The sequence below is a fragment of the Corynebacterium sp. TAE3-ERU2 genome (genome assembly GCF_019209955.1).
Classification (GTDB): domain Bacteria; phylum Actinomycetota; class Actinomycetes; order Mycobacteriales; family Mycobacteriaceae; genus Corynebacterium; species Corynebacterium megadyptis.
The window spans coordinates 96,978-122,045 of sequence record NZ_JAHUTL010000003.1; the positions used below are offsets into that span (position 1 = coordinate 96,978).

The 25,068-nt window shown below is 62.0% G+C and carries 19 protein-coding genes; 6 read left to right on the forward strand and 13 right to left on the reverse strand.

Features of this window, described 5'->3' with window-relative positions; translation table 11 throughout:
• Positions 1-8 precede the first annotated feature (8 nt).
• The gene (locus tag KRX12_RS05290; protein ID WP_151530152.1) at positions 9-509 is read right to left on the reverse strand and encodes a phosphoribosyltransferase; all 501 of its coding nucleotides are present in this window, start codon (positions 507-509) and stop codon (positions 9-11) included.
• A 127-nt stretch (positions 510-636) separates the two neighbouring features.
• On the opposite strand from KRX12_RS05290, the gene KRX12_RS05295 reads away from it, so the two are divergent.
• Positions 637-1,914, forward strand: coding sequence for a phosphoribosylglycinamide formyltransferase 2 (locus tag KRX12_RS05295; RefSeq protein WP_218365078.1), 1,278 nt, complete (start codon positions 637-639; stop codon positions 1,912-1,914).
• 119 nt (positions 1,915-2,033) lie between these two features.
• Here the strand turns inward: KRX12_RS05295 and KRX12_RS05300 are convergent, their stop codons facing one another.
• The 6 genes from KRX12_RS05300 to KRX12_RS05325 form a co-directional block, all read right to left on the reverse strand.
• Entirely contained in the window at positions 2,034-3,287 is a 1,254-nt protein-coding gene (locus KRX12_RS05300; RefSeq protein ID WP_218365978.1) for a SpaH/EbpB family LPXTG-anchored major pilin, read from the reverse strand.
• Positions 3,288-3,291: 4 nt separating this feature from the next.
• Positions 3,292-4,188: a class C sortase gene (locus tag KRX12_RS05305; RefSeq protein ID WP_218365979.1), complete on the reverse strand. Its 897-nt coding sequence runs from the start codon at positions 4,186-4,188 to the stop codon at positions 3,292-3,294.
• Between the two features lie 123 nt (positions 4,189-4,311).
• Positions 4,312-5,847 carry a SpaH/EbpB family LPXTG-anchored major pilin gene (locus tag KRX12_RS05310; protein ID WP_218365980.1) on the reverse strand — a complete coding sequence of 512 codons (1,536 nt, stop codon included), beginning with the start codon at positions 5,845-5,847 and terminating at the stop codon, positions 4,312-4,314.
• Between the two features lie 255 nt (positions 5,848-6,102).
• Entirely contained in the window at positions 6,103-8,544 is a 2,442-nt protein-coding gene (locus KRX12_RS05315; protein ID WP_218365981.1) for an LPXTG cell wall anchor domain-containing protein, read from the reverse strand.
• A 694-nt stretch (positions 8,545-9,238) separates the two neighbouring features.
• Positions 9,239-10,531: an adenylosuccinate synthase gene (locus KRX12_RS05320; protein ID WP_218365982.1), complete on the reverse strand. Its 1,293-nt coding sequence runs from the start codon at positions 10,529-10,531 to the stop codon at positions 9,239-9,241.
• Between the two features lie 87 nt (positions 10,532-10,618).
• The gene (locus tag KRX12_RS05325; RefSeq protein ID WP_218365983.1) at positions 10,619-11,989 is read right to left on the reverse strand and encodes a deoxyribodipyrimidine photo-lyase; all 1,371 of its coding nucleotides are present in this window, start codon (positions 11,987-11,989) and stop codon (positions 10,619-10,621) included.
• A gap of 33 nt (positions 11,990-12,022) precedes the next feature.
• Between KRX12_RS05325 and KRX12_RS05330 the strand changes: the two genes are divergently transcribed.
• Positions 12,023-12,859, forward strand: a complete 837-nt coding sequence (locus KRX12_RS05330; RefSeq protein WP_218365984.1) for a hypothetical protein — start codon at positions 12,023-12,025, stop codon at positions 12,857-12,859.
• A 24-nt stretch (positions 12,860-12,883) separates the two neighbouring features.
• Here the strand turns inward: KRX12_RS05330 and KRX12_RS05335 are convergent, their stop codons facing one another.
• The 6 genes from KRX12_RS05335 to KRX12_RS05360 all read right to left on the reverse strand — a co-directional run bounded on the left by KRX12_RS05335 (position 12,884) and on the right by KRX12_RS05360 (position 20,687).
• Positions 12,884-14,089 (reverse strand): aromatic acid exporter family protein, encoded by a 1,206-nt coding sequence (locus KRX12_RS05335; protein WP_255550101.1) that lies wholly within the window; start codon positions 14,087-14,089, stop codon positions 12,884-12,886.
• A 93-nt stretch (positions 14,090-14,182) separates the two neighbouring features.
• The gene (locus KRX12_RS05340) at positions 14,183-15,103 is read right to left on the reverse strand and encodes a dihydrodipicolinate synthase family protein (RefSeq protein ID WP_218366096.1); all 921 of its coding nucleotides are present in this window, start codon (positions 15,101-15,103) and stop codon (positions 14,183-14,185) included.
• A 34-nt stretch (positions 15,104-15,137) separates the two neighbouring features.
• Complete coding sequence (locus KRX12_RS05345; protein WP_218365070.1) at positions 15,138-15,947, reverse strand: ABC transporter ATP-binding protein; 810 nt, start codon at positions 15,945-15,947, stop codon at positions 15,138-15,140.
• Between the two features lie 6 nt (positions 15,948-15,953).
• Complete coding sequence (locus KRX12_RS05350) at positions 15,954-17,939, reverse strand: dipeptide/oligopeptide/nickel ABC transporter permease/ATP-binding protein (protein ID WP_218365069.1); 1,986 nt, start codon at positions 17,937-17,939, stop codon at positions 15,954-15,956.
• Positions 17,939-18,904, reverse strand: a complete 966-nt coding sequence (locus KRX12_RS05355; RefSeq protein WP_218365068.1) for an ABC transporter permease — start codon at positions 18,902-18,904, stop codon at positions 17,939-17,941. The genes KRX12_RS05350 and KRX12_RS05355 overlap by 1 nt, the downstream gene beginning before the upstream one ends.
• 172 nt (positions 18,905-19,076) lie before the next feature.
• Positions 19,077-20,687 carry an ABC transporter substrate-binding protein gene (locus KRX12_RS05360; RefSeq protein ID WP_370625220.1) on the reverse strand — a complete coding sequence of 537 codons (1,611 nt, stop codon included), beginning with the start codon at positions 20,685-20,687 and terminating at the stop codon, positions 19,077-19,079.
• A 455-nt stretch (positions 20,688-21,142) separates the two neighbouring features.
• On the opposite strand from KRX12_RS05360, the gene KRX12_RS05365 reads away from it, so the two are divergent.
• From KRX12_RS05365 to KRX12_RS05380, 4 genes are read left to right on the forward strand one after another with little or no spacing between them, the layout of a single operon-like run.
• Positions 21,143-21,865 carry a FadR/GntR family transcriptional regulator gene (locus tag KRX12_RS05365; protein WP_218365066.1) on the forward strand — a complete coding sequence of 241 codons (723 nt, stop codon included), beginning with the start codon at positions 21,143-21,145 and terminating at the stop codon, positions 21,863-21,865.
• Positions 21,862-22,755 carry an ROK family protein gene (locus KRX12_RS05370; protein WP_370625549.1) on the forward strand — a complete coding sequence of 298 codons (894 nt, stop codon included), beginning with the start codon at positions 21,862-21,864 and terminating at the stop codon, positions 22,753-22,755. Before KRX12_RS05365 ends, KRX12_RS05370 begins: the two co-directional genes overlap by 4 nt.
• Positions 22,756-22,803: 48 nt before the next feature.
• Entirely contained in the window at positions 22,804-23,523 is a 720-nt protein-coding gene (locus tag KRX12_RS05375) for an N-acetylmannosamine-6-phosphate 2-epimerase (RefSeq protein ID WP_218365986.1), read from the forward strand.
• Positions 23,516-24,658, forward strand: a complete 1,143-nt coding sequence (locus KRX12_RS05380) for an N-acetylglucosamine-6-phosphate deacetylase (protein ID WP_218365987.1) — start codon at positions 23,516-23,518, stop codon at positions 24,656-24,658. The genes KRX12_RS05375 and KRX12_RS05380 overlap by 8 nt, the downstream gene beginning before the upstream one ends.
• Positions 24,659-25,068 lie beyond the last annotated feature (410 nt).

Below are 25,068 nucleotides of genomic sequence, written 5' to 3' on the forward strand. Positions count from 1 at the left end.
GGTGGCCGTTATTCGGCCTCCACTGGCGGCTCCGCGGACCAGGGGAACACGATCCACTCGGCGGTGCGTTTCCACACATAGGTGGGATCTACTTCGCTAGTGGGCTTGGCGTAGAGCACCGCGGAGCGCACATCGGCGCCGTGGGTGGCCAAAAGTTTCAGCACGAGGGACAGGGTACGGCCGGAGTCGGCGACATCGTCGACGACGAGCAGCTTCTTATCGCTAATCGCCTCGATATCCAGCAGTGGCTCCAGCAGAACCGGATCCGGCAAGGTTTCGTGCACATCGGTATAGAATTCCACGTTGATGGCGTCGGAGAGCTTAACGCCCATGGAATAGGACAGCGCCCCAGCCGGTACGAGACCGCCGCGGGCGACAGCCACAATAATGTCTGGCGTGAAACCGTCATTGACAACCGTCTGGGCGAGCTCGCGGGAAGCGCGGCCGAAACCGTCCCAGGTGAGGATTTCCTTCTCGGGTAGATCCGCTGAATCTGCGTGATAAGCCATGTTTAAACTCTACCCCGCCGACTGTTTTCTGCCTACGTTATGTGTCGGCGCCTTCTTCCCATTGCGCTCACGCCCACTAGAATAGAGCTCATTAATTCCTACGACCCGTGTGGAAAAGAGGCACTGCGTGTATTCCCAGGACTGGATCGGTACCGCCCTTTCCGATACCGCCACGAAAGTGATGCTGCTCGGAGCCGGCGAACTGTGCAAGGAGGTGGCCATCGCCTTCCAAAGGCTTGGGGTAGAGGTGCACGCCGTGGACCGCTATGAAAACGCCCCCGCCCACCAGGTGGCCCACGCCGCCTATGTGCTGGATGTGCGCGATGGTGAGGCGCTCTACGAGCTGGTGAATAGGGTACGCCCCGACTATCTCGTGCCCGAGACCGAGCAGGTGGATTCCGCCACTCTTGAGCGTATTGAGGCCGAGGGCCTATCGACCGTGGTGCCTTCTACTCATGCCACGAAGATGACGAATTCGCGGGAAACACTCAAACAGCTCGCCGCCTATGAGCTGGGTGTGCCGACCTGTCGTTTCGCCTTTGCCACGTCCCTAGAGGAGCTGAAACAGGCTGTACTCAATGTGGGTCTGCCCTGTGTGGTGAAGCCCAATCAGGGCACCGCCGCCCGCGGCCAAACTCTGGTGCGGGAGATGGCGGATGTAGAGCAGGCGTGGGCGAACGCGCTGGATGCCATCGATGGTGGCCCGGCACAGGTGATCGCCGAGGAATTCGTGGACTTTGACTATGAGGTGACGATCCTCACCGTGCGTTCTAAGGACCCCTATTCGGATTCTGAGGCCACGTGGTTCTGTGAGCCTATTGGCCATACCCGGTTGGGAGAGGTCGCAGAATTGGGCGCCATGAGTGCTGGGCGCGCCAGTGATAGCGCCGAATCGAGCGGTGATTTCCTGGAGAGTTGGCAGCCCGCCCCGATGTCGGAATCCACCCGTGATCTGGCGCGCTCTATTGCCGCCCGTATTACCAATGCGCTCTCGGGGCGCGGGGTATTTGGGGTCGAGCTCTTTGTGAAGGGCGAGGATGTGTACTTCTCGGAGGTGGCGCCGCGGCCACACGATACCGGTATGGTCACCATGGCCACGCAGCGTTTCTCGGAATTCGAGTTGCATGCCCGGGCCGTGATGGGCTTTTTTGTCGATGTCACGCTCACCTCGCCTGGTGCCGCGGCGGTGATTAATGGCGCAGAGGATGGCCATGCCGTGCGCTATACCGGCATTTCTGAGGCCATGAGTATCCCCGAGGTGGATCTTCGTCTTTTTGGTAAAGCCGATAGCTATCCTGGGCGTCGCCTCGGAGTGGCGCTGGCCACCGCGGAAACGGTGGAGGAGGCGCGCACCCATGCCCGCCGCGCCGCCAAGGCCGTCACCCCCATTACCGATGATGCCTAAACCCCGCCTCTCGGGCGGGGTTCGGCTCTCGCTGTTGTGGGAAGAACGCTGAACATACGACTGCGGCCGCTTCCTTTTGTGGGGAAGCGGCCGCAGTGCGAGTATCGGTTTATGTGCTCTTATTCAGAGCGTCCTCGGCGGGTGCTGAGCCAGGTACCGATGGCCACGAGGAGTGTACCAACGATCACGAGGCCGATCACGCTAGCACCCGTGCTGGCGAGCGGGCCGGAGCTGCCGCTGCTGCCTTGGGAATCCGTGCCAGGTTTACTGGTCGGGGTCGAGGTGGCGGGCGTGCAGTTCCCCACCTGGGTGGTGACGCGGTTCGTGCGCACACCCGGAGTGGTGAGGGGATCGAACTGCGGGTATCCCTCGACGAGGACGTAACCGCGGTTGTGAATCTTCTGGCCCGTGGCCTCGGCGGAGCCCGCAGCTTCGAAGGTCCACGAGACAGTGGTTTCAGGATTGCCGCTGCGGAGCTTGGCGAGCTTCTCCAAACCCTTGTCTTGGAGTTTCAGCACTGCCACACCGCCGGTGAGCACGACCGAGTAGTCTTCATCGGCGTGTAGCTTCTCGGGATCCCAACCGGGCCGCTGAATGCTTACCTTCGAATTCAGCTTGATGGACAGTTCTGGAGAGATCGGGTCGGCGATCTCGAAGCGGTGGATCACACCATTGTGATCGGGAGCCGGAGTGGTGGAGGAAATTCCATAGGTGATAGTGTCTCCAGCTTCGATACACGTTGCGGAGACATCCTTATTCGCCATGATCCGCTGGTCCTTGGCGTGGACTTCGACTTCATAGGTCCATTCGCTGCGGTTGTCGGGATTCGTCGTCGGGATGGTGACGATAAAGGGGCTCACCAAAGATACGGAATTCTTTTGTGCAGCGCTCGGCAATTCCTGGACGAGGTAGGCGCCGATGGGCAGTTCGCTGAAATGTGCCACACCGTTGTCATCGGTGGTGGCGGTGCGAGCTCGGCCAAACTTTACGTCTTTCCCGCTGCCTTCGAAGTAATCAGCAATAGTGGTGCCTTCGAGCGCGCTCCAGCCTTCGTTCGTCGTGAGGTCTATTTCAATCGGCGTGTGGTCAGTATCCTTCTTCCCGACCCGCTCGATCCGTTGGATCTGGAATTTCAGGCCCTCGATCGGTTCCCTGCTGAGGTCCGCATCGGGGTTGGTGGGATCGCCGAACTGGGTGAGCGGATCGCCGAGCGCCTTGTGGACGGTGAGTTCACCGGTGCGGTTGGGATCGATAATGGAGGGTTGCGGTGTGTCGGCAGCCCACGCGTGTGGTGCACACACGACTACGAGAAGTAGTGCTCCGATGATCCAGCCGCAGATACTGTGCAGGCGGTGTTGAGCAGTGGTGGGCATACTCTTACTCTCCTTGTCCGGCGGCGCGCCGGCGCTGTTTCATGATCCACACGAACGTTGCGATGAGCACGGCCACGATGACTGCCGCAACCAGCGACATCCACCATTGCCACGGTGTGTAGGTCTGTTCCAATGTTTGGCTGGCTTCTTCATCATCCAACGGTGCCCGTTGGCCAGTAACCAGCAACCTATGGGAGTTCACGCCGTAGGGGGTGCAGGTGATGAGGGTGATCTTGTCTGCGCCAATTTCTGGCTTGAGGAGATCGGTTTCGTCGGGAAGAACGACGTTGATATCGCTCACCACGTACTTCATCTTTTGGCCGGAGACGCTGAGGTAAATCCCGTCTCCCTTTTCCACGTCGGTGAGGTTATCCCACAGCGTTGCGTGGGATAGCCCGGTGTGACCGGTGAGTACGGTGTGCGTGGATTCCCCGCCTACCGGGAGGGAACTGCCATAGAGGTGCCCGATACCACGATTGAGGGTTTCCTCATCGGTTCCGTGGTAGATCGGGAGGTCGGATTTGATCTTCGGGATGACGATGCGGCCCATGACATCGGCGAGGTCGAGCTGCTGCAAATACTCCTGGTATTGAGCATTCGAGCTATCGATTCGCGCGAGCCATGGATCGAGCACTGGACCGTTTGCGTGCTGGTCGTTCCACTCGTGTGCTCGACGAATGGCGTCGTCCCGTTCTTCTTGGGTGGTCTTATCCACGATTGTCCGAGAGTAGGCCTGTGCGGCTGAGCTCTGCTTCGAGTTCGCCATATACGTGGCGACCACGGGATAACTGAGGATCGCAAGCCCAAGAAAGATGATGATCAGAGGAACGAGGCGGCGCCGGAGCGACCCCGCACGTGCCTGTGTCGGCCTCGGCGCGTCCGAATTAACGATAGTAGTCACGGCGCCTCCTTAAGTTTCACTAGTTATTGATAGCGGGCTATGAAATTACATTTTTCACGTTTAGGTGGGGTCTGTTTAGTCTCTGACCCCAAAAGAGATGTCAGCCGTTGTGGCTAGCTCCTATTAGGAAGCAGCGTTCTGGCGACGGTTGGAGTAGAAGGCGTAAGCGCCGCCACCCACGATCAGCACGCCACCGAGAACCAACAGCATGGTGACACCGCGACCACCGGTGAGCGGAAGGTCGAAGCCAGCGTTGTCCTCGACGTTCTTGATCTCTTCAGAGGAAAGAGCAACGGTATCGCCCTCGCCCTTCTCGACAGTGAAGTAGTGCGGTTCAGCGAGCAGCTCGTAGCCTTCGGCAGACTTGGTCTCAACGAGGCAGTAGCCGGTCGGGTCGGTTTCCTTAGCCTCGCCGTTCACGTAGTCGTTCACGTGCAGGCCCTTGATGGTGGTGCCAGTCTCCTTCACCTCGATGCCCTCGGTGACCTGATTGTCTTCGGAAATCACCTTATCCGCATTACAGGTGTAGAGGTCGAAGGTTGCAGCAATACCATCACCAGCGGTGTTGGTCTTGTTGATCGTCACGTTACCGTAGTAGGTCTCCGGCTGATTGTCTTCCGGAATCTCAACCGGGGTGCCCGGATCATCATCGGTCGAGGTGGTGATCGAGGCGTTGTTCTTGATCGGACCGGTCTCACCGTCCGCATTCTCCTTGACGGTGAAGTCAATCTTGGCCTGCACCTTGCGGGCGTCACCCTCCTTGCCTGCGACCTGCTTGATGCCGGCCGGGGTCAGCGTGATAACGACCTCGCCGGCGGTGTCGGTGCTGACGGTGTAGTCGGTATCCTCGGTAAGTGGGGTGTCGTCACCGAGGGTGACCTGCTGAACAACAGGGTTCTCGAGGCGGGCAGAGGGGTACTTATCGGTCAGTACGACCTTGGTGAACTCAGAACCGGAAGGAACCTTGGCAGCAAGATCATAGGTGATGGTACCGCCTGCCTTGATGGCGTTGGCGTCGTTCACGGACTTGGTGATGACGTCTTCCTGCTTCTTGTTCTTCGGGTAGACGTGTACCTCGCGCAGGAAGCCCTGACGGTTATCCGGATCGGTCAGCGGCATAGCCACATAGAAGGGCACGGACTCGCTGTCGGCCGCCTCGTAGCCGGTCGGAGCGCCGGTCTCAGTGACGCGGTAGAGGCCGATCTCCTTGATATCGAAGACAGCCTGGCCGTTGCTGGTGGTTTTGGTGCCGACCTCGGTGAATCCGGAAGGCTGCTCGTTGCCCTTAGCGATTTTCTCGGCCTTCTGCTGACCGGCGTTGGTGGTCAGGTCAACGCCTTCGACCTTCTCCACCTTGAAGGTTGCGCCGTTGAGGGGCTCACCAAGGGAGCTGGCATCGTCGATCTGGGTGCCGTTACCACGCTCACCGGGGTTGGCGTTATCGTACTTGTGGACGTGCAGCTGCATGCCGGCTTCCTTAGCAGCTTCCATGGAGCCACAGACGATGCCTTCACACTGCTCGTTGGTCTGGCCTTCTTCAACGCCGGAGTTGGGCGTTTCGTCCCCTGCGCTACCTTGTGCGGCGGCGATTCCAGCGGAGCCGAACACGAGGGCGCCGGAGGCGGCAACAGCGAAGGCGCTGCGTGCGAACTTATTCATAAAAAAATCCTTAAAGATTGAGAGAAAGTATCAGGTGTAGCAGGGTGCTAGCACCTAATGGTTGGCGAGGGGGTGGTCCCGCCGTTGAGTGGTGACGGGATGTTTCCAGCTGTTCCTCGCCATCATCTGTTGAAAGCGAGGGAATGAGCTGGGCGGTGCCCATGTCATTCGCTATTGCACCGGGGACGGTCGATCTGCATTGTCACTCCTTATTGTTCTTGTGGTCGTAGCCAGTATCTGCTGAGTGCACCGGCTCTATGCTGTCTTGCGACGTAGAGCGAATGCTCCTCCGAGAGCCAAAGCTAGGCCTGCGAGCAGGAATGGCCAGACTCCTTTGCCACCGGTGAGTGGCATGTTGCCGGTGAGAACGGGCAGCGTGAACAACCACGCGTCATCCGTTGCGGACACCGGTGCGATGTCGCCTTCTTCGAGTTTTTGGTCACCTGGCGCTGCCGCGTTAGCCGACACCGTTACCCGGTTCGCGTGATACTCGCCGGGCTCTGCTGCCAGGTTGGCAGAGGTCCAGGTGCAGGTGATGACGGGCCCATTAGCCAGGGGCTCGTTGGGGATCACCGTGATGGTGTCGCCTTGCTTCTCCACGCGGGAATCACGGTTACAGGTGAGTCCCTCGGGGACGATGGCCCCAGCCGGGTTACCGGTATCCGGGTCCAAGCGCTCATCAGTAATGGTGAACTTCTCCAAAGGAGCAGTTCCATCATTACGGATGTCGTAGGTGATCGTGGTGTCACCGCCGCCGGTAGTGGTGGCTGCCTCTTCGCGGGTGTCTGCATCTTCACCGTTGATGAACTTCACCACCCCCACACTCGGAATGGAGAGGCCGACACACGCTTCGGCGTTGTTGTCGCCATCCAATTCCACGCGGTTGGTCAGGCCACCGTCCGGGCACTCAAGGTTGCCCTGAAGATCGGCCATCTTCTCCACGCGGTAGATCACATTCACCTTGGCGGAGCGTGTCTGCTTGGCGGGGACGGGCTTCATAGCGCTCTTGGGCAGAACCCACGCGGAGCCGTCCTTATTAAGTTGAATAGGCTTCTTGATCAGTGAATTATCCTCGTTCTCGGGATTCTCCACCTCTACCCGAAGGATGCGCAGTCCCTGCGGTGCCGCCGGAAGTTCCCGAATGCTTTCGGGAGTTCCCTCTGCGGTACCACTGTTCTTCACATCCACCTGATAGGTAGCCTGGAATTCTTGGCCGTCATTGGTGATCACTCGCGGCTCGGTGCTGGCCGACTTAGCAATGCTCAGCTCAGGCTCACCGGCAGTGTTATGAACAGTACAGTCGACGATATCCTTTTCCTTTAGCCCGCTAATGCTAAAGCTATTTTTGGATACATCGGACTTCACCACACGGCCCGAGCCACTGCCATAGCTAACGTTGATGTCGTCGCCGGCGTTAAGCACTTTACAGGTGGCGACGGTCTTCTTGTTGCCGGCGACATCCTGCGGGCGCAGCTTGTAGGCAGAACTTTGATCCAAGATCTCTTGGATCGTGATGGTGGCCGTTCCGTTCTTGGCAACGGGATAGTTGAACGTCGTCACACCGTCATTGCCGGTCGACTGGCGCACATTGCGCTGTTCCCGATCGTTGACGAGAGCACGATCCGCCTGGAAGGTGAAACCGCCGGTATCGGCCTTATTATCCACCTTGCCATTGGCATCGACGATCTTCTTGTGGATCTTGATTGTGCCCACACAGCCCGAGGTGAGTTCACCGAGGTCCGCGGCCAGCTGGTTGTAGTCACTGTTCACCACCCGGTCCGCGACGCGGCCAAGATACTTCTCTGGGCTTGTGAATTTCCACCTGACGAAAAGGTCCGAGCGACGCCCATCACCATAAGCGGTTCGGCTGCCAACTTCACCTTCAACCGTTCTCCATTTAACGGTCGTGAGCTGCCTGCCATTCTTTTTTTCCACCGCACCGTCTTCACCACGTTCAAAACCGGGCGGGGGAGTCTGGGAATCTGGGAAATAATTATTCAGGCGATAAGTACTATCAGACCAGTAAACGTTACCATTTGAGGTATCGACATCACCCATTTTTAGGGCCACAACGCGAGTACCCTCTTGGCGTAGTTGGTCGGCATAGTTAAAGGAATCAAAGACGCGACCGCTATACGTTCCGCTCCTACCTGGAACGAGACCACCGTTTTCAATAAAACCATCGCCAATAACGATAATCTCGTCGTATCCTCTTCCAAGGGCGCTCTGCAGTGCAATACTGTAATTCGAGCTAAGAAGTTCGTTGGACTGCGGCCATTCCTTGCCGAGATTATCAATAAACGTATTGAGTTCTTTTACTCCGGCGTCATCCAGCTCCCGCGGCGTAAATCCCCTACCGGGCAGCGCGGGTGAATTAGTGGCGAAGGGTCGAATCCCGACCTCAGAGCCGGTACCGGCCAGGTTATCTCGGACCGCACGAAGTGCGTCTTGATACTGGCTTACGAAGTTCACAGTCGAACCAGATACGTCGACGAGAATGCCTACTCGCTGACCACAGAGCTTCTGGTAGGGATCGCCTGCCGCGCGGGGCTTGCGATTCAGGCTCCTCAGCTGCGGTTTAGTGGCCGGTTCATATTCGGAATTTTCCTCGTCCTCGGAGTTGGCCTCGTCCTCAGCGGCGTCCTCCTCTTCCTTCGAGGTAGTCTCTACAGTCTCCGTCCCCTTCGTGGACTCCACCTGCGTCTGCGTCTCCTTGGGCTGAGCTTGAGGAGCCCGGGAGGTGCTGGAGGGAGTCTTAGTTACGGAAGGGGAGGACGTAGTAGAGCTACTGGGCTTAGTGTCTTGTACAGCCTCAGTATTTTCACTCTCAGTCTCCGAGGTCGTAGTGGTAGAGGAATCTTCAATATCCTCAGCATAAGCTGCACCACCGGCACCATACGTAATTACGCCGACAACAAGCATGAGCACCATGAGCACTGCCATGGCGCTCATGAGCCGCCGCTTAGAGGGTTGTGAAGGATTCAATATACTGACCTCGGAAAGTTAGAGGATTAACAAGAAAAAAGCACCAAGAATGAGTGATCCTTGGGAGGACTAAAAATTCCTGTAGTTCATAGCTGTAAAATTCAGCGATGGTGCTCATGCTATAGCACCCAGCACCGTGCCACAAGAGAAAAAAATTATCCTTTTTTCAGCTAAATTTGCGGCGTGTCTACAGGGTAGATCGCGCAGACATACGCGTTCGTTTCATGTCAGTGAAAATTAGCTGAACAAATTTGCGCATGAAACTCTGCAAATAGCCCTATCACCTGCACTTTTAGCAGTCATAGGACGCCCTAAGGAATCTCTCGCCGGCCCGCCGCGCTCCCCCGCCACGGCAGCAAAAAACCTCCCCCCGTTTGGGCGCGGAGGGAGGTAGCTGAGGCTTATTTTATGCCTGATCTATCACATGGTGGAGTGTGAGAGTTTGGTCACGCCCCGGCCCCACGCCGATATAGGAGATGCGGCAACCGGAGAGCTCCTCCAGCCGGCGCACATAGTCCTGAGCCTTGGGCGGCAGCTCCTCAAAGCTGCGGCAGCCGGTGATATCTTCCTCCCACGCCGGCATGGTCTCGTAGATGGGCGTGGCGTGGTGGAAGTCTGATTGCGTCATCGGCATCTCGTCGAAGCGCGTGCCGTCGACGTCATAGGCAACGCAAATGGGGATCTCTCCGATGCCGGTGAGCACATCGAGTTTGGTGAGGAAGAGATCGGTGAAGCCGTTCACGCGAGAGGCGTAGCGGGCCACCACGGAGTCGTACCAACCACAGCGCCGCTTCCGGCCGGTATTCACTCCCACTTCCCCGCCGGTGGTCTGCAGGAATTCGCCCCATTTATCGAAGAGCTCGGTGGGGAACGGTCCGGCGCCCACACGGGTGGTGTAGGCCTTGATGATGCCCAGCGAGGAGGTGACCTTGGTGGGGCCGATTCCGGATCCCACGCAGGCGCCGCCCGCTGAGGGGTTCGAGGAGGTGACGAAGGGATAGGTGCCGTGGTCCACGTCCAGCATGGTGGCCTGGCCGCCCTCCATGAGCACGTGCTTGCCTGCATCGATGGCGCGATTGAGTTCCAACTCGGACTCGATCACCATCGGCTTCAAGCGTTCCGCATAGGAGAGGAAGTACTGCACAACCTCTTCCGGGTCCACGGCTTTACGGTTGTACATCTTCACCAGAATTTGGTTCTTCTGGTCGAGGGCCGACTCCACTTTTTGGCGCAGGATGGACTCATCAAAGATGTCCTGCACGCGCACGCCCACGCGGGAGACCTTGTCCGCATAGGTGGGGCCAATGCCGCGGCCGGTCGTACCGATGGCGCGTTTGCCGAGGAAGCGCTCCCCCACACGATCAATGATCTGGTGGTAGGGAGCCACGACGTGAGCATTCGCGGAGATGCGCAGCCGCGAGGCATTGGCGCCGCGGGCCTCAAGGCCATCAATCTCGTCGAAAAGCGCCTCTAGGTTGATAACCACGCCATTGCCCAGCACAGGGGTGGCGTTTTCTGACAGTACGCCCGCCGGCAGCAGCTTGAGCTCGTACTTCTCACCGCCCACCACCACGGTGTGCCCAGCGTTATTTCCGCCATTGGGCTTGACCACATAATCTACTTGTCCGCCGAGGATATCGGTGGCTTTTCCCTTGCCTTCATCGCCCCATTGGGCGCCGACGATGACCACAACCGCCATGGTGTGTCACTTCCCTTTATGTCTATTGAGAGGTATGGAGTGTCCTAGCCCCCTGAAGAGCCGGAATCAGTCTACATCACCACTATCTCAGCGTTGTGTGGTGTCTTTGTAGGCGGCCAGGGCGCGGGCGCGGGACTCCTTCACGTCCACATGTGGCTCGGGATACAGCGGTGTTGCCCACTCCGGAACCCAGCGTTGGATATAGCGGTGCTCGGCATCGAACTTCTTTTCCTGAGTGAGGGGGTTGAAAATACGGAAGTAGGGGGCGGCGTCATCCCCGCAGCCCGCTACCCACTGCCAATTGAAGGGGTTGGCGGCATAGTCGGCGTCGACAAGGCAATTCCAGAACCACTCCTCGCCGTGGCGCCAATGAATACCCAGGTTTTTTGTCAGCCACGACCCCACCACCATGCGCACACGATTATGCATTGTGCCGGTGGCCCAGAGCTCGCGCATGCCGGCGTCGACGAGCGGAACGCCGGTGGTGCCGCGCTGCCACTGGGTGAGCTCCTCGGCATATTCCTCGTGGGGCGGGGTCAGCGGGAAGGCGGTGGCGTCGCCATTCCACGCCCACGGGAAGGAATCGAAGTGTTGCCGCACATTCGTTGTGGCCAGGTCCGGATGCTCCCATAGGCGGGTCCAGGCGAACTCGCGCCATAATAATTCAGAACGGAACGTCGGATCGGACACCCGCTGCCACAGGATCGCGGGGCTGATCTCACCAAAGCGCAGATGGGGTGAGAGCCGCGAGGTGGCGGGCACGGCCGGGAAGTCGCGCTTATCTGCGTAGTCGCCATAGGATTCACAGCGCTGCGCAAAGCGGTGCAGCGCCGCCCACGCGCCCACCTCGCCGGGCTGCCACTGCTCGCGAAACTCTGCCGCCCAATCGATCTCACTGACCAAGCCGAGCGCGCGAATATCCTCATCAAGCTCCCAGGACGGCTCCTGCGGCGCCGGCGGCTGCACGTCAGCGACACCGCCCTGGTCCTCGAGCAGCTCCCCCGCTTTACGGGCATAGGGGGAATAGACCGCATAGGCGGTGCCCTTATTAGTTTTTACTTCCCAGGGCTCAGACAGCAGATAGCCGGGAAAGCTGCGCACAGTATAGGTGGTGGAGAGCTCGGATTTGATGGCTCTATCGCGCTCCGCGAGCTGCGGCACATAGCGGCGCTGCCAGAGCACCGTGTGCGCACCGCACTCCGCCGCGAGCTGCGGCAGCAGCTGGGCGGGATCGCCAGACACAATATGTAAAGGAATGCCGAGCGCGGCGAGGCGGCGGCGATGCGCCTGCAGCGAATAGGCCAGCCACCAGCGGCTCGCCTCGCCCAGCGGTCGCAGCCCCGGCGGCGGGGTTTCCCAGATGTAGACCGCGCAGATGTCCTCGCCCTGCTCCCTCGCCCATTCCAGCGGGGCGTGATCGATTGTGCGCAGGTCATCGCGGTACCACACCAAAATCATAATCCCCCAGTGTAGCCAGATACTATGGCAGTCATGTCCACCCTCGTGCTTAATTGTGGTGCTCACTCCTGCCCCCTCGACGCCGGCGAGCTCATGCAGCTTCCGGAGCTGCCGCAACGGCGTGACCTGATGTTTCTCGGCGCGCGGGCGCGCGATATTTTGCCCGAGGATCCCACCCCGAGCCTGGCCGAGATCCAGGCGCGCCCCGATGTGGAGCACCTCGGCCAGCCCCAACCTGCCCCGCAGCAACCAGCGGAGCCCTGGCGGATCATCGTGGTAGGCAGCGATGCCGCCCTATCAGCGGTGCTCAGCAGGTTGATGAAGATCGACGCGCTCTGGGCCGAGATCGGTTTTGTGCCCACGGATCCGGACTCGGTGGCCGCCCGGAATTTTGGGATTCCCACCGAGCCGACGGCTGCCTGGCGGCTGGCGCGCTATGGCTCGCCGCAGCCGAGCTGCCTCATCCGCGACGATAAAGGCAGCGTGATAGCCGGGCATGCGACAATCAGCGACCCCGAGGATCTGCAGCTCGTGGGCGAGATCATCGTCGATGATGCGCGTCTGCACCATAACGAGGAGCACTCCCCCGCCCGGCGCGGGTATTTTGGCGCCCGCGTGGTGCCCATGGTGGATGCGCCCGGGATCGCGGCGGTGCGGCTGAGCACCTCCCTCGCTCCGGCACGCGGGCGCCGGTGGTTTCGCCGCAGCCCCGCTGGTGAACGCGATGCCTCCTCGCTGCTCACGGGCCGCGCCGTGCAGGCCGGTGGGCCGCAGCTGCGGGTGAGTATTGATGGGGTGACCCGCCCGAAGCCAGTAGAGGCTGTGACCTTCTACCGGCACTTACGCGATGCGCAGATTATTCGCCTCTAGCGCGGCTGCGAGCACCTGGGCGGCTTAGTCCTCCCAGAGCTCGGGCGGCACATGCGGGGTATCGGAGGTGGGCTTGAGTACCGCCTGCGCCGAATCACGGGACAAGCCGCATACTTGCAGCAGATCGACCACCAGCGAGCGGGACTGCCCGAGCATCATATGCGCCGAGAGCACGCGCCCCTCGGCCACGGCTAGTCCCATGCGGGCGCCGAGGCGGCGGAGCCGGCGCACCACCTGCGGGATTTGCTGGAAACGAACGTTCTTCTCGCCGCGGTCGAAAAGCTCGGAGAGCTGCAGAGTGATATCCGAGAGCTCATCAATAAGAGCCAGCTGCTCATCGCTGACCGTATCCCCATCTTCAATGAGCACCTGGGCCCGGCGCGCCAGCACGCGGGTGGTGCGCACCGCGTTATCTACCTGCTCCAGGGTGCTCAGCAGAGTATTGACGCGGCGGGAGGCATCGCCCCAGAGGAAAGGCGATACCTCTACCGAGGCCTTGCCTTCCTTGGCGGCGGCGATCATGGAGTTGATATATCCCTGAGTACCTCGCACCTCGTCCAGGGCTTCCGCGATGGCGCGGGCATCATTGCTGCGCAGGGCGGCTGCCACATCGGCCAGGACATCGGAGGCGATGCCGAGCACCTTGGCGATTTCCCGCCGGCCCGCTTTGAGCGGAGAGGCCGGGATGAGCGCCATCATGAGGATGGCGACCAGGCCGCCGATCACCGCATCAATCATGCGGTCGAAGCCGCCGGCATCGCCCGGCGGAAGCAGGGTGGCCACCAGCACCGCACCAATCGCCGCCTGGTTAGAGACCAGCGGGGATTTGTCCATGAAGCGGGCCACCGCCTGGGTGATGATCACCGCGGCCGCGATCTGTATGGGGCCCGAGCCCACTTGCACGATGAGAAGATCGCCGATGCCGACGCCGATGACCACGCCCACCATCAGCTCGATGGCGCGGCGCATACGCCCCACCCCGGAGATACCGGTGACGATCACCGCCGCCATGGGGGCGAAGAAGGGAACGTTGTGGTGGGTGATGTGCAGCGCGATGAAGAACGCGAGACCGGCACCGAGCGCGGATTGAACGATACTCAGCCAGGAATCGTTCAGGCGGTGGGTGCCATGAGTGATGCCGCGTTTCACCCGGCCGGAGAGACTGCTGGGGACGCGGAGCCGGCGGAGAACCCGGCCGGTGGTGGATGACGTGCGGGGTGGCTGGGGCATGGCTCATTATTTTAGGTCGGCCCCGCCTACCCCGCACATACACCCTCCCGAGCGTGAGCAACGGGACGGTGGGCGTCGATAAGCGCTGTGCTGCTAGAGCAAACCGGCGCGGTCCACGATGGAGCGGATGGCCTCGCGCGAGGGCTCATCCGTGATCTGCGGCAGCGGCGGGGACATGAGGTTGGAGGAGAACACGCCCATCAGCTCGAGGGCGGTTTTAAATGCTCCCACTCCCGCGGCCGGGCCCACCTTGCCCACCGGCTGGAATACGATCTCGAAGAGCGCGGCCAGGCGATTCTGCTCGGCGATCACCGTGGGGAAATCGCCGGCCTTATAGGCCTGCCACATCCGCACATAGCCGGCAGGATCCACATTGCCCAGGCCCGGCACGCAGCCATCGGCACCCGCGGCGAAGGCACCATCCACCACGGCCTCGTGGCCGGTGAGCACCACCAGCGGATGGTCGGCGGCCTCGTTGAGCTGGACGAGACGGCGGAAGGAGACATCATCGCCGGAGGAATCCTTCACTCCCGCGAGCACGCCTTCCGTACCAAGGGCCACGAGCAGCTCCGGGGCGAGCTTGGTGTGCACGCACACCGGGATGTCATAGGCGATCACCGGCAGCTCGGTGGATTGTGCCACCAAACGGAAGTGCTGGGTGATCTCCTCCGGGCCAGTGATGGCATAGAAGGGGGCGGTGACCACCACGGCGTCCACGCCGCAGGACTCGGCCTGGCGCACGTGCTCGATCACGCGATTAGTTTGGGTATCGATGCAGCCGGCGTACACGGGGACCCGGCCAGCGACATGCTCGACGGCCGTGCGGAGCACGTGGGTGCGGTCGGCGTCGCTAAGAAAAGCCACCTCACCGGAGGAACCGAGAGCGAAGATGGCATCCACGCCCGCCTCGATGAGCCGATCGATCAGCTTTTTCAGCGCCGGGATATCGATGTCGCCCGTTGCGCTCAGCGGAGTCAACAGCGGCGGAATAATGCCGTGGGAAATGCGCGACATAGCAGTCATTATTGCCTTTCTAAACGCTACAGAATTAGAGCAGCGAGGGGGTTGCGGCGAGCAGAGTCCGGGTGTAGTCCTGCTTCGGGGAGTCGAAAAGATCGTCGGTGGGCTGCTCCTCGATGATCTCGCCCTTGTACATCACGCACATACGGTCCGAGACATAGCGGACAGTGTTGATGTCGTGGGAGATAAACACCAAGCCGAGGCCCAGCTCATTGCGGAGATCAGTGAGCAGATTGAGCACCTGGGCGCGCACCGAGACGTCGAGCGCGGAGGTGGGCTCATCGGCGATGATCAGATCGGGTTCGAGGGCCAGGGCGCGGGCGATCGCCACGCGCTGGCGCTGGCCGCCGGAGATCTGGCGGGGCAGCACCTCGAGCGCCGATTGTGGCAGGCCCACGAGATCCAGCAGCTTCTTCACCCGCTTCAGGCGGGCGTTTTCGCTACCAATCTTGTGCACGCGCAGCGGGTCCAGCAGCTGATCGCGCACGCTCATGCGCGGGTTGAGGGCGGTCGCCGGGTCCTGGAACACCACCGATACGGAGCGGCCGAGCTCCTTGCGCATCTTCGCGTTGTTCTTCATCGGCTGGCCCTTGAAGAACACCTCCCCGGAGGTGGGCTTTTGCAGCCCCACCATCACCCTGGCGAGCGTGGACTTACCGCAGCCGGACTCGCCCACGATACCCACGACCTCGCCGCGGCGAATGCTCAGATTCACGTCCTTATTGGCGTGCACCTTATCGGGGCGGAAGAGCTTACCCGTGCGGGTCTTGTGAATAACGTTGATGTCCTTGAGCTGAATCAGCGGCTCTGCGGCAGCTGCAGCTTTCTTCTTAGCCATCGTGATCTAGGCTCCCTTCAAGCTATTCAGTAGCTGGTCGGTGGCAGCGTAGGAGTGGCTGGGGGAACCATCCACTGGGCGCAGCACGGGCTTTTCATTCAAGCCGATCTCCGGATAGGAGGAGCGGGGGGCAAAGCGGTCGCCCTCCACGAACTCGCGCGGGCTGGGCACGGTACCGGGCACCTGGTAGAGCCGGTCAGCACCGGCTTCGATGGAGAGCACAGCGCCGAGCAGGCCACGGGTGTACTCGTGTCGCGGATCGGAGAGCAGTTCGCGGGTATTGCCCTGCTCCACCACTTGGCCGGCGTACATCACGGTGATCTTGTGGGCCAGCTTGGCCACCAGTGCGAGGTCATGGCTGACGAAGATCATGGAGAAGCCGAGCTTATCGCGCAGCTCATTGAGCAGGTCCACCACCTGGTGCTGGACGGTGACGTCCAAGGCCGTGGTGGGCTCATCGGCGATGAGCAGTCGCGGGTTGCGCGTCAGGGCCATAGCGATCAGCACGCGCTGGCGCTGACCACCCGAGAGCTCATGCGGATAGGACTTGAGGGTGCGCTCGGGGTCGAGGCCCACCAGCTCCAGCAGCTCCTCGGCGGAGCGCTTGCCGCCGCGGCGCAGCAGCTGATGCAGCTGGGACTTAATCAGCATGGAGGGGTTCAGCGAGCTGAGCGCGTCCTGGTAGATCATGGCCATATCGTGGCCACGCAGGGCATTGTGCTCCTCGGGCGAAAGCTCGAGAACATTCTTGCCATCGAAGAGGATCTCGCCGGTGATGCGGGCGGTATCCGGAAGCAGCCCCATGATCGCCATGGACACGATGGATTTACCGCAGCCGGACTCGCCCACCAGACCCATGGTTTGGCCCGGGGCGACGGTGAAGCTGATGTTATCCACAATGTTCACATCGCCGTGGGCGGCGGGGAAGGCGATGGAGAGGTTCTTGACCTCGATCAGCGGCTCCTTGCCCAAGGTGTAGTCGAGGCGACGATTCTCCTTGGACTCGGCCTCGCGGAGGGTAGCCAGCGAGGTCTGCAGGGAGGCGCGGGCCTCTTCCTCGGAGACCACACCGAGGGTGTCGCGGCCCTGCACGGTCTCGCCCTCGTCCGTCGTAGCGGCGGTGGGCTTGATCCGCGGGGAGGCCATGGCGTCGGTCAGCCCCTCGGAGAGGATGTTCAGCGCCAGCACGGTGAGCAGAATCATCAGGCCGGGGAAGAAGGTGGGCCACCATGCGCCGTTGAGCAGCACCTGCTTGCCATCGGCGAGGATATTGCCCCAGGAGGGCTCGGGCGGATTCACGCCGGCGTTAATGAAGGACAGCGAGGCCTCGAAGACGATGGCATCTGCCACGAGCACGGTGGCGAACACCGCGATGGGGGCGATGGTATTGCGGGCCACGTGCTTGAACAGGATATGCGGCACCCCGGAGCCCATCACCTTGGCGGCGGAGACATAGTCCTCGCCGAACTCGGCGAGCACATTGGCGCGCACCACGCGGGAGAGCTGCGGCACATAGAGGAAGCCAATGGCAAAGACCAGCACGGGGATGGAGTTGCCGAAGACGGCCACGAATACGGCGGCCAGCGCGATACCGGGGAAGGACATGATGATATCCAGCACGCGCATGAGCACCTCGGACACCACCTTGCCGGCGGTCGCGGCAATAGAGCCGAGCACGGCGGCCACGGCGAGGGCAGCGGCGGTGGCGCAGAGGCCGATAATCAGGGAGGACTGGGCGCCATAGGCCACACGCGAGAAGATGTCGCGGCCGATGGAATCAGTACCAAACCAGTGGGCACTGCTGGGCGGTTCGATCGGGGCGCCGGTGGTGGCGAGACGATCATAGGGGGCAATCAGCGGCGCGAGAATCGCCATGAGTGCCACGAGCAGCACAAAGCCGAGTGCAACTTTGGAGATCAGGGGCAATGCACGCAGACCTTGGAAGCGTGCACCGGCGTTGGATTCGAGTTGAGCAGTCAGTTTTTTACGCATTAGATGCTCCTGATCCGCGGGTTAACGAGAACGTACAACATGTCCACGATGATGTTGATGATGATGAAGGCGATGGCCACGGTGAGCGTCACGCCTTGCACCAGGTACACATCGTTGCGGGTCACGCCGTCCAGAATGAGCTGGCCCATGGCCTGGATATTGAAGATGATCTCGATGATCACCGCGCCACCCATGAGATAGCCGACGCGCAGGCCCAGCACAGTGATCGGGGTGATCAGTGCATTGCGCAGCACATTGCGGGAAATCACTTCCCGCTTCGGAATACCGGAGCCGATGGCGGTGCGCACATAATCCTTATCCAGCTCCTCCACCATCGCGGTACGAACCACGCGGGTGAGCGAGCCGGCCACCGGCAGCGCCAAGGCCACCGCGGGCAGGAACATGTTATTCACATAGGTCGCGGGATCCTCGGAGAAGGGTACCCAGCTGGTGATAAGCGCGGGGAATACTCCGGCGCCACCGGGGATAGTGCCCAGCCACTGGATCAGCAGGATGGCCAGCCAGAAGGAGGGGGTGGCCAGCGCCGCGATGGAGAACACGCGGATGACCTGGTCCGGCCAGCGGTCGCGGTAGAGGGCTGCCACGACGCCGAAGATGAGCGAGAGGACAGCGGCGATGATGAGGCCGAGGAAGGTGAGCTGCAGGGTGATGGGGAAGGCTTTAGCGATCACGTCCACCACGGGAGTATTACCGGTGGTGGTGCCCAGATCGCCCTGCACCATGTTCACGAGGAAGCTGCCATAGCGGACGAGGAGCGGATCATTGAGGCCGTGCGTTTCGCGGTAGTTCTCCAGCGCTTCTAGCGAGGCCGCTTCGCCCAGCGCGAGGCGGGCAGGATCGGCAGGGCTAAAGGACATGATGAAGAACACCAAGAACGTCACACCAAGGACCATGATGGGCAGCGCCACCAGGCGCCGGCCGATCAGTCGGATCAGGTTAGACATAGATTCTTCTTCTCATTTCGTGCATACACAAGGCCGCCGTCGGGCAGGTGGGGGTGCAATCCGCCCCACGGCGGCCTAGGAGTGATGCGGCGATGTGGGCCGCGGCGGTCAGGGGTGCCGGCGTCCACGGGCGCGCAGCAGGCTGCGCGGCGCCCCGCGGATCGGCCCCGTTTTATTGGGTGGTGCCCACGCCCACGAAGCTCAAGCCAGTGAGAGAGATCGGCTGGAAGTCCACCAAGGTGGAGGCGTCATAGGCCGTGGGTGCCTTGCGGTGGAAGAGCGGATAGAGCGGGACATCCTCGGACAGGACATCGAAGAGCTCATTCCAGGCGTTTTGCTGGTCGGTGGGATCGGTGGCGCGCTGGCCCTTATCCAGCAGCTCCTGCACCTTGTCATAGGACTCGGTGCCCTTCCAGTGCATGCGGGAATCGGTCCAGGTGTCGCCGGCGTACCACCAACGCATGAGCAGGTCGGGGTCATTGCCGAAGACGCTCGGGTCGCCGGGGGCGATCACCACGTCATAGGCATCGGGCTTGCCGTCGATGGTGTTGTAGACATCGGAGGACTTCTTCTCGATGAACTCCACCTCGATGCCCAGACCGGAGATGGACTGCTCGATGAGCGGGGTGCACTTCTTCACCCAGTCGTGGTCGGTGCACAGCATCCGCAGCTTGGTCAGGCCGGTCTCCTTGAACAGGCTCTTGGCCTTGTCCGGCTCATAGCTGTAGACGGTGGAGGCCTCGTGGTAGTTCGGGTGCTCCTTCTGCAGGAAGGAGGTGGCCGGGGCCGCCTGATCGAGCATTGCGGTGGAGATGATCTTCTCCATATCAATGCCGTAGAGGAAGGCCTGGCGGTTCTTCACATCCGAGAAGGGATTGTCCTTGGTGTTGTTGAACATGGCAAAGAGCAATCCGAAGCCCTGCACGGACTCCACGGTGGACACGGCCTTGAGCTGCTCCACGGAGAGGTAGGGCACCGAGTCGATGGCCTGCACCTCGGCGGACTGCATGGCGTTCGTGCGGGTGGAGGCATCGGGGATGATCTGCCAGGTCATGGCGGCGGCGCGGGCCGGCTTGGGGCCGGTGTAGTCGTCGAAGCGCTCGAACTGCACCTTCTTGGAGGTACCGCCGTTATCGGTCATGCGGTAGGCGCCGGTACCGGTGGGGTTGGCGTCGAAGCCCTCGGGATCGGACTCCACCAGGGCCTTGGGCACGATCTTGATGACCGAGAGGCGATCAGCGAACACGCCGGTCTCGTGCTTGGTGGTGATGATGACGGTGGAGTCATCCTTCTTTTCCACCTTGTCGATGAAGGGGACGAAGGAGGCGTAGAGGGACTTATTGGCATCGTCCATCACGCGCTCATAGGAGAACACGACGTCATCGGCGGTAACGGGGGTGCCGTCATGGAAGACGGCACCATCGCGCAGCTGAATTTCGGAGGTGGTGCCGTCGAGTTCTGGCATCTCCTTGGCCAGGGCCGCATAGGACTCGCCGGTGACGGGGTCCATTTCGGTCAGGCCCTCGAGGGTGTGCCAGTTGGCGGCCAGGGTGAGCGCGGAGGTGGTGGTCATCGGGTCATAGCCGTTGGTGCCCAACTCATAGGAGATGGCGGCGTTGATGGTGCCATCGTCCTTGGCGTCCTCGGCCTTGGCGGGCTCTTGCTGCGCCCCGCCGCCGCCATTACCGGAGCCACAGGCCGCCAGGGTGGCGGTGAGGCCAGCGGCGGCACCGAGAGCGCCGGTGATACGGAAAAAATCACGACGGCTAAATGGGCGGTGCATTGAATCAGTCATAATGGCTGCTTCCTTTGTTCCTACTCGGTCCCGGCGGTGGAGCGACGCGTGGCGTCTCGACGGGAGGTGCCTGATGCGGAATATGAAATTGAGAGCGGGACAATGCACCGGCCAAGCTGGCACGAGGCGCAGACCCTATGTATTCATTGTGTCAGTGAGGATGTGATTGAACCATAAGGCTCGAAAAGAAAGAGGTCCAGATCACTGCCTGCCCCAATAGTACGTCAGACATCTGATGAGGTAAAGCGCTTCTGTTAAACTTGCCCCTAAAGACAACTGCATCCGGCCACTTTCCCACCGTAGAGCCCGAAAAGGGTCCGCACCCACCCCCCATATAGGTGCACACAACGGTGGCAGCACACCAGGCGGGCGACGTCGATAAGCGTCGATAGCCACCCGCCACCCCGTGGCCACCCCCACCACCCAAGAAAGCTGAAAGTGTCATGCCCGTCCGCAAGAAATCCCACGGCATTAGTCCCACTGCCACGGCGATCGAGGACTATATCCGCGAACATAAACTCACCCCCGGAGACGTGCTGCCCTCCGAGGCCGCGCTCTGCGAGCTCCTCAACGTCTCCCGCTCCTCCGTGCGCGAAGCAATGCGCACCCTCTCCACTCTGGATGTGGTGGAGGTGCGCCACGGCTACGGCACCTATGTGGGGCAGATGTCGCTGGCGCCGCTGATCAACGGCATGGTGCTGCGCATGAGCCTCAATGAGAAGGTGGCGCTGCAGCAGCTCAAGCACGTGGTGGATACGCGCATCGCCTTCGATCTCGCCGCCGCCGAGGACCTTATGGCGCATTATCGCGCCACCTCCACCGCCACCCTGCGCCAGCATGTGGCCGATATGCGCGCCGCCTGGGATAAGGGTCAATCCTTCGCCGAGCACGATCGCGCCTTTCACCAAGAGCTCATCGACCAGCAATCCAATCCCCTGCTGCGCGAGCTCACCATGGCCATGTGGGAGGTCCACACCCGCGCCATTCCCATCATCGGCGTGACCACCCCGAAGGACATGGAAGACACCATCAACGCCCACGAGCTCATGATCGACGCCCTCGAAGCCGGCGATATGCAGGCCTATAAGGACGTCATCGAGCAGCACTACCGGCCGCTGCGGCGCGTCATCTCCGAGCAATTGGCCGCCGAGGGGTGCGAACAGTGAGCCGGTATGTCATCGGCATCGACCTCGGCGGCACGAAAATCGCCGCCGGCCTCATCGACACCGAACGGCCCACCGAGGTAATCCAGCAGGTACGCACTGCCACCCCCGCGGCCAGCCAGATCATCCCCAGCATCGCCGAGCTCATCCGCCCGCTTATCGACGCCGCCCCGCAGCCGCCACGCGCCCTCGGCATCGGCGCCCCGGGCGTGATCGACCCCGCCCGCGGGGTGGTGGTCTCCGCCGGGCCCACCATGCCCGGCTGGGCCGGCACCGATATCCGCACAGATCTCAGCGCCGCCACCGGGCTCGAGGTACACGTAGCCAATGATGTGCGCGTGCTGGGCCTCGGGGAATCCCGCTATGGCGCCGGCGCCCGCTATCAGCGCACGCTCTTTCTCAGCCTCGGCACCGGGGTGGGCGGGGCATTCGTCTTCCACGGAGCCCTCGCCGAATCCCCCCACTTCACCGCCGGGGAGCTGCGCCGGATCATCGGCCGCGACTTCGAGGGTATGGCCGCCCCCATCGAGGATTTCGCCTCTGGGACGGGACTTGCCGCCACCTATAACCGCGCGGCCGGGCGCAGCGAGGCAGAGGAGCTGGACCTGCGTGCCATCATGGCCCGCTATGAGCAGGACGAACTCGCCCAGCGCGTAATCAAACGCTGCATGCTCAACCTGGGCGAAGCCATCGCTGGGCTGGCCAGCGCCATCGACGTCGATGCCATCATCCTCGGCGGCGGCGTGGGCAATCTTGGCGATGTGGTGCTCTGCCCCTTCAAGCGGGCATTCCGCACCTATTCCCTGCAGCCGCTGGACACCATCGACATCCTGCCCGCCCAGCTCGGCCACGACGCCCCGATCATCGGCGCGGCCGCCCTGGTTCCCGCCTGAGCGTCCTTCCCCGTCTTTTACGCATTCGTCATTTCAGGAGAATTGTTCATGCCTCTTTCCCTCACAGACTTCAGCACCCAGGTTCGCGGTAGCCTCATCGTCTCCGCCCAGGCCCCCGATGGGCATCCGCTCCGCGATACCCACACCATCGCCCGCTTGGCGGCCGCCGCCGAGCACGGCGGCTCCACCGCTATCCGCTGCGGCGGCTATGGCGGACTGGCCGATATCCGCGCCGTGGCCGAGGCCGTGTCCGTCCCCGTGATCGGGCTGACCAAGGAAGGCGATACGGGCGTCTATATCACCCCCACCGTGGCCTCCGCGGTGGCCGTGGCCGAGGCGGGCGCGCAGGTAGTGGCCATCGACGCCACCCAGCGGCCCCGCCAAGACGGCTCGAGCTTCGCCGAGCAGGTGCGCGCCGTGCACGAGGCCGGCGCCCTGGCCATGGCCGATATCGCCACCGTCTCCGAGGCCACCGAGGCGGTTGCCGCCGGCGCCGATATTGTCTCCACCACCCTGGCCGGCTATACCGAGCACCGCGCCGCCACCACCGGCCCCGACCTCGAGCTGGTGCGCGAGGTTCGCGCCGCCATCGGCCCGGAGGTCTTCCTCATCGGTGAGGGCCGCTATCACAGCCCCGAGGCCGTCAGCGCCGGCCTGGAGGCCGGTGCCGACGCCATTATCGTGGGCACCGCCATCACAGATACCGCGTGGGTGACCGCCCGCTTCGTCGAGGCAGCCCGCGCTCGCGAAGGAGTGGATCATGACTGAGTACATTGGCACTCTCATCCAACCAGGCCAGCCCGGCTATCCAGCGCGGGTGAGCATCGATAGCTCCGGCGCCGCCGCCATCGAGCGCCTCGATGAGCCCGTGGACACCGGGCTTGTCATCACCCCGGGGCTGGCAGATCTGCACAACCACGGCGGCGCGGGCTTCTCCTTCCCCACCTCCTCGCTGGAGGAATGCCGCGAGGCCGCGCTGCACCACCGGCGCTTCGGCACCACCACGCTGTTGGCCTCCACGGTCTCGCAGACCCGAGAAGTACTCCTGCCCCAGCTCGGCATCCTCGCCAGCTTGGTGGAGGAAGGCAGCCTCGATGGCATCCACGCCGAAGGGCCCTTCGTCAATACCTGCCGCTGCGGCGCTCAGGACCCGGCCGCCATCATCCCCGGCGACCCCGAGTTCTTCCGCGAGATGATCGAGGCCGCCCGCGGCCAGCTGCGCTCGATCACCTTCGCCCCGGAAACCGATCACGCCCGAGAGCTGGTGGATCTGTGCGTGCAGCATGACATCATCGTCTCCTTGGGGCACACCGATGCGAACTTCGACGAGACCGCCGCGATCGTGGACTATGCCACCAGCAAAGGCGCACAGGTAACGGCCACCCACCTCTTCAATGCCATGCCCTCGCTGCACCACCGCAATCCCGGCCCCATCGCTGCGCTTCTCGACGCCGCCTCCCAGCGCGAGGACGTCTCCGTGGAGCTCATCGCCGATGGCGTGCACCTGGATAACCACACCGTGCAGATGGTGCTCAACACCGTGGGCTATCCCGCGGCCACCTTCGTCTCCGATGCGATGGGGGCAGCCGGCAAGGCCGATGGCGACTATGTGCTCGGCGCACTCGCCGTCACCGTCCGCGATGGCGTCGCTCGGCTGCGCACCGAGGATGGCAGCGAAGGCTCCATCGCCGGCGGCACCTCGCGGGTCAGCGACCAGGTGCGCCTCCAGAGCTCCGTCGGCCTGCCGCTGCCGGAGGTACTGCGCTCCGCCACCTCTGGGCACCGGCTGCTGAACCTTGCCCACCGCGCCAGCGTCAGCGAGGGCCCCGCCAATCTCGTGGTGTGGGACGAGCAGATGCAGGTGCGTGAGGTCTACCGCGAAGGACACCGCGCACAGGCCTAGCTAGCGCCATGTTCAGGGCGTTCGAACCATAGGGTTCGGGCGCCCTTTTCTCTGCCCAGTCAAGGCTGAGCGCGTTTCTCAGCGGCTGCGCAGTTATGCGAGTAGGTGAATTTTTTGCTTCCTGCTGGGAGGGGCGGTTATATGCCGTGCCCTGATGGGCAGTTGCTGACGTATCCCCAGTTAAACGCGCCCCCTGCGGCCGATCCTGAGAGGACACATAGACGGGACTGGGGCCGATTCGCCCCCACATGAGGGTGGCTGAGGGTGGCGTCGATAAGCGAAAAGAAGGCATATTACTCACAGGTGGGATGTTTTATAATCAGTTCGCAGCGCTTTTCATCTGTTGTAGATTCGTTACTTTCCGGCTTAGGATTTCGTCACCCCCTATCCCACATTCGTGAGAGGATGAC

What these genes read in the sequence shown, in the direction of transcription:
- KRX12_RS05340 (WP_218366096.1), bottom strand. Translation starts at nt 15,103, where the DNA reads ATGTCGCGCATTTCCCACGGCATTATTCCGCCGCTGTTGACTCCGCTG.
- KRX12_RS05310 (WP_218365980.1), bottom strand. Translation starts at nt 5,847, where the DNA reads ATGAATAAGTTCGCACGCAGCGCCTTCGCTGTTGCCGCCTCCGGCGCC.
- KRX12_RS05330 (WP_218365984.1), top strand. Translation starts at nt 12,023, where the DNA reads ATGTCCACCCTCGTGCTTAATTGTGGTGCTCACTCCTGCCCCCTCGAC.
- KRX12_RS05350 (WP_218365069.1), bottom strand. Translation starts at nt 17,939, where the DNA reads ATGCGTAAAAAACTGACTGCTCAACTCGAATCCAACGCCGGTGCACGC.
- KRX12_RS05375 (WP_218365986.1), top strand. Translation starts at nt 22,804, where the DNA reads ATGCCTCTTTCCCTCACAGACTTCAGCACCCAGGTTCGCGGTAGCCTC.
- KRX12_RS05360 (WP_370625220.1), bottom strand. Translation starts at nt 20,687, where the DNA reads ATGCACCGCCCATTTAGCCGTCGTGATTTTTTCCGTATCACCGGCGCT.
- KRX12_RS05380 (WP_218365987.1), top strand. Translation starts at nt 23,516, where the DNA reads ATGACTGAGTACATTGGCACTCTCATCCAACCAGGCCAGCCCGGCTAT.
- KRX12_RS05365 (WP_218365066.1), top strand. Translation starts at nt 21,143, where the DNA reads ATGCCCGTCCGCAAGAAATCCCACGGCATTAGTCCCACTGCCACGGCG.
- KRX12_RS05290 (WP_151530152.1), bottom strand. Translation starts at nt 509, where the DNA reads ATGGCTTATCACGCAGATTCAGCGGATCTACCCGAGAAGGAAATCCTC.
- KRX12_RS05325 (WP_218365983.1), bottom strand. Translation starts at nt 11,989, where the DNA reads ATGATTTTGGTGTGGTACCGCGATGACCTGCGCACAATCGATCACGCC.
- KRX12_RS05345 (WP_218365070.1), bottom strand. Translation starts at nt 15,947, where the DNA reads ATGGCTAAGAAGAAAGCTGCAGCTGCCGCAGAGCCGCTGATTCAGCTC.
- KRX12_RS05320 (WP_218365982.1), bottom strand. Translation starts at nt 10,531, where the DNA reads ATGGCGGTTGTGGTCATCGTCGGCGCCCAATGGGGCGATGAAGGCAAG.
- KRX12_RS05355 (WP_218365068.1), bottom strand. Translation starts at nt 18,904, where the DNA reads ATGTCTAACCTGATCCGACTGATCGGCCGGCGCCTGGTGGCGCTGCCC.
- KRX12_RS05300 (WP_218365978.1), bottom strand. Translation starts at nt 3,287, where the DNA reads ATGCCCACCACTGCTCAACACCGCCTGCACAGTATCTGCGGCTGGATC.
- KRX12_RS05335 (WP_255550101.1), bottom strand. Translation starts at nt 14,089, where the DNA reads ATGCCCCAGCCACCCCGCACGTCATCCACCACCGGCCGGGTTCTCCGC.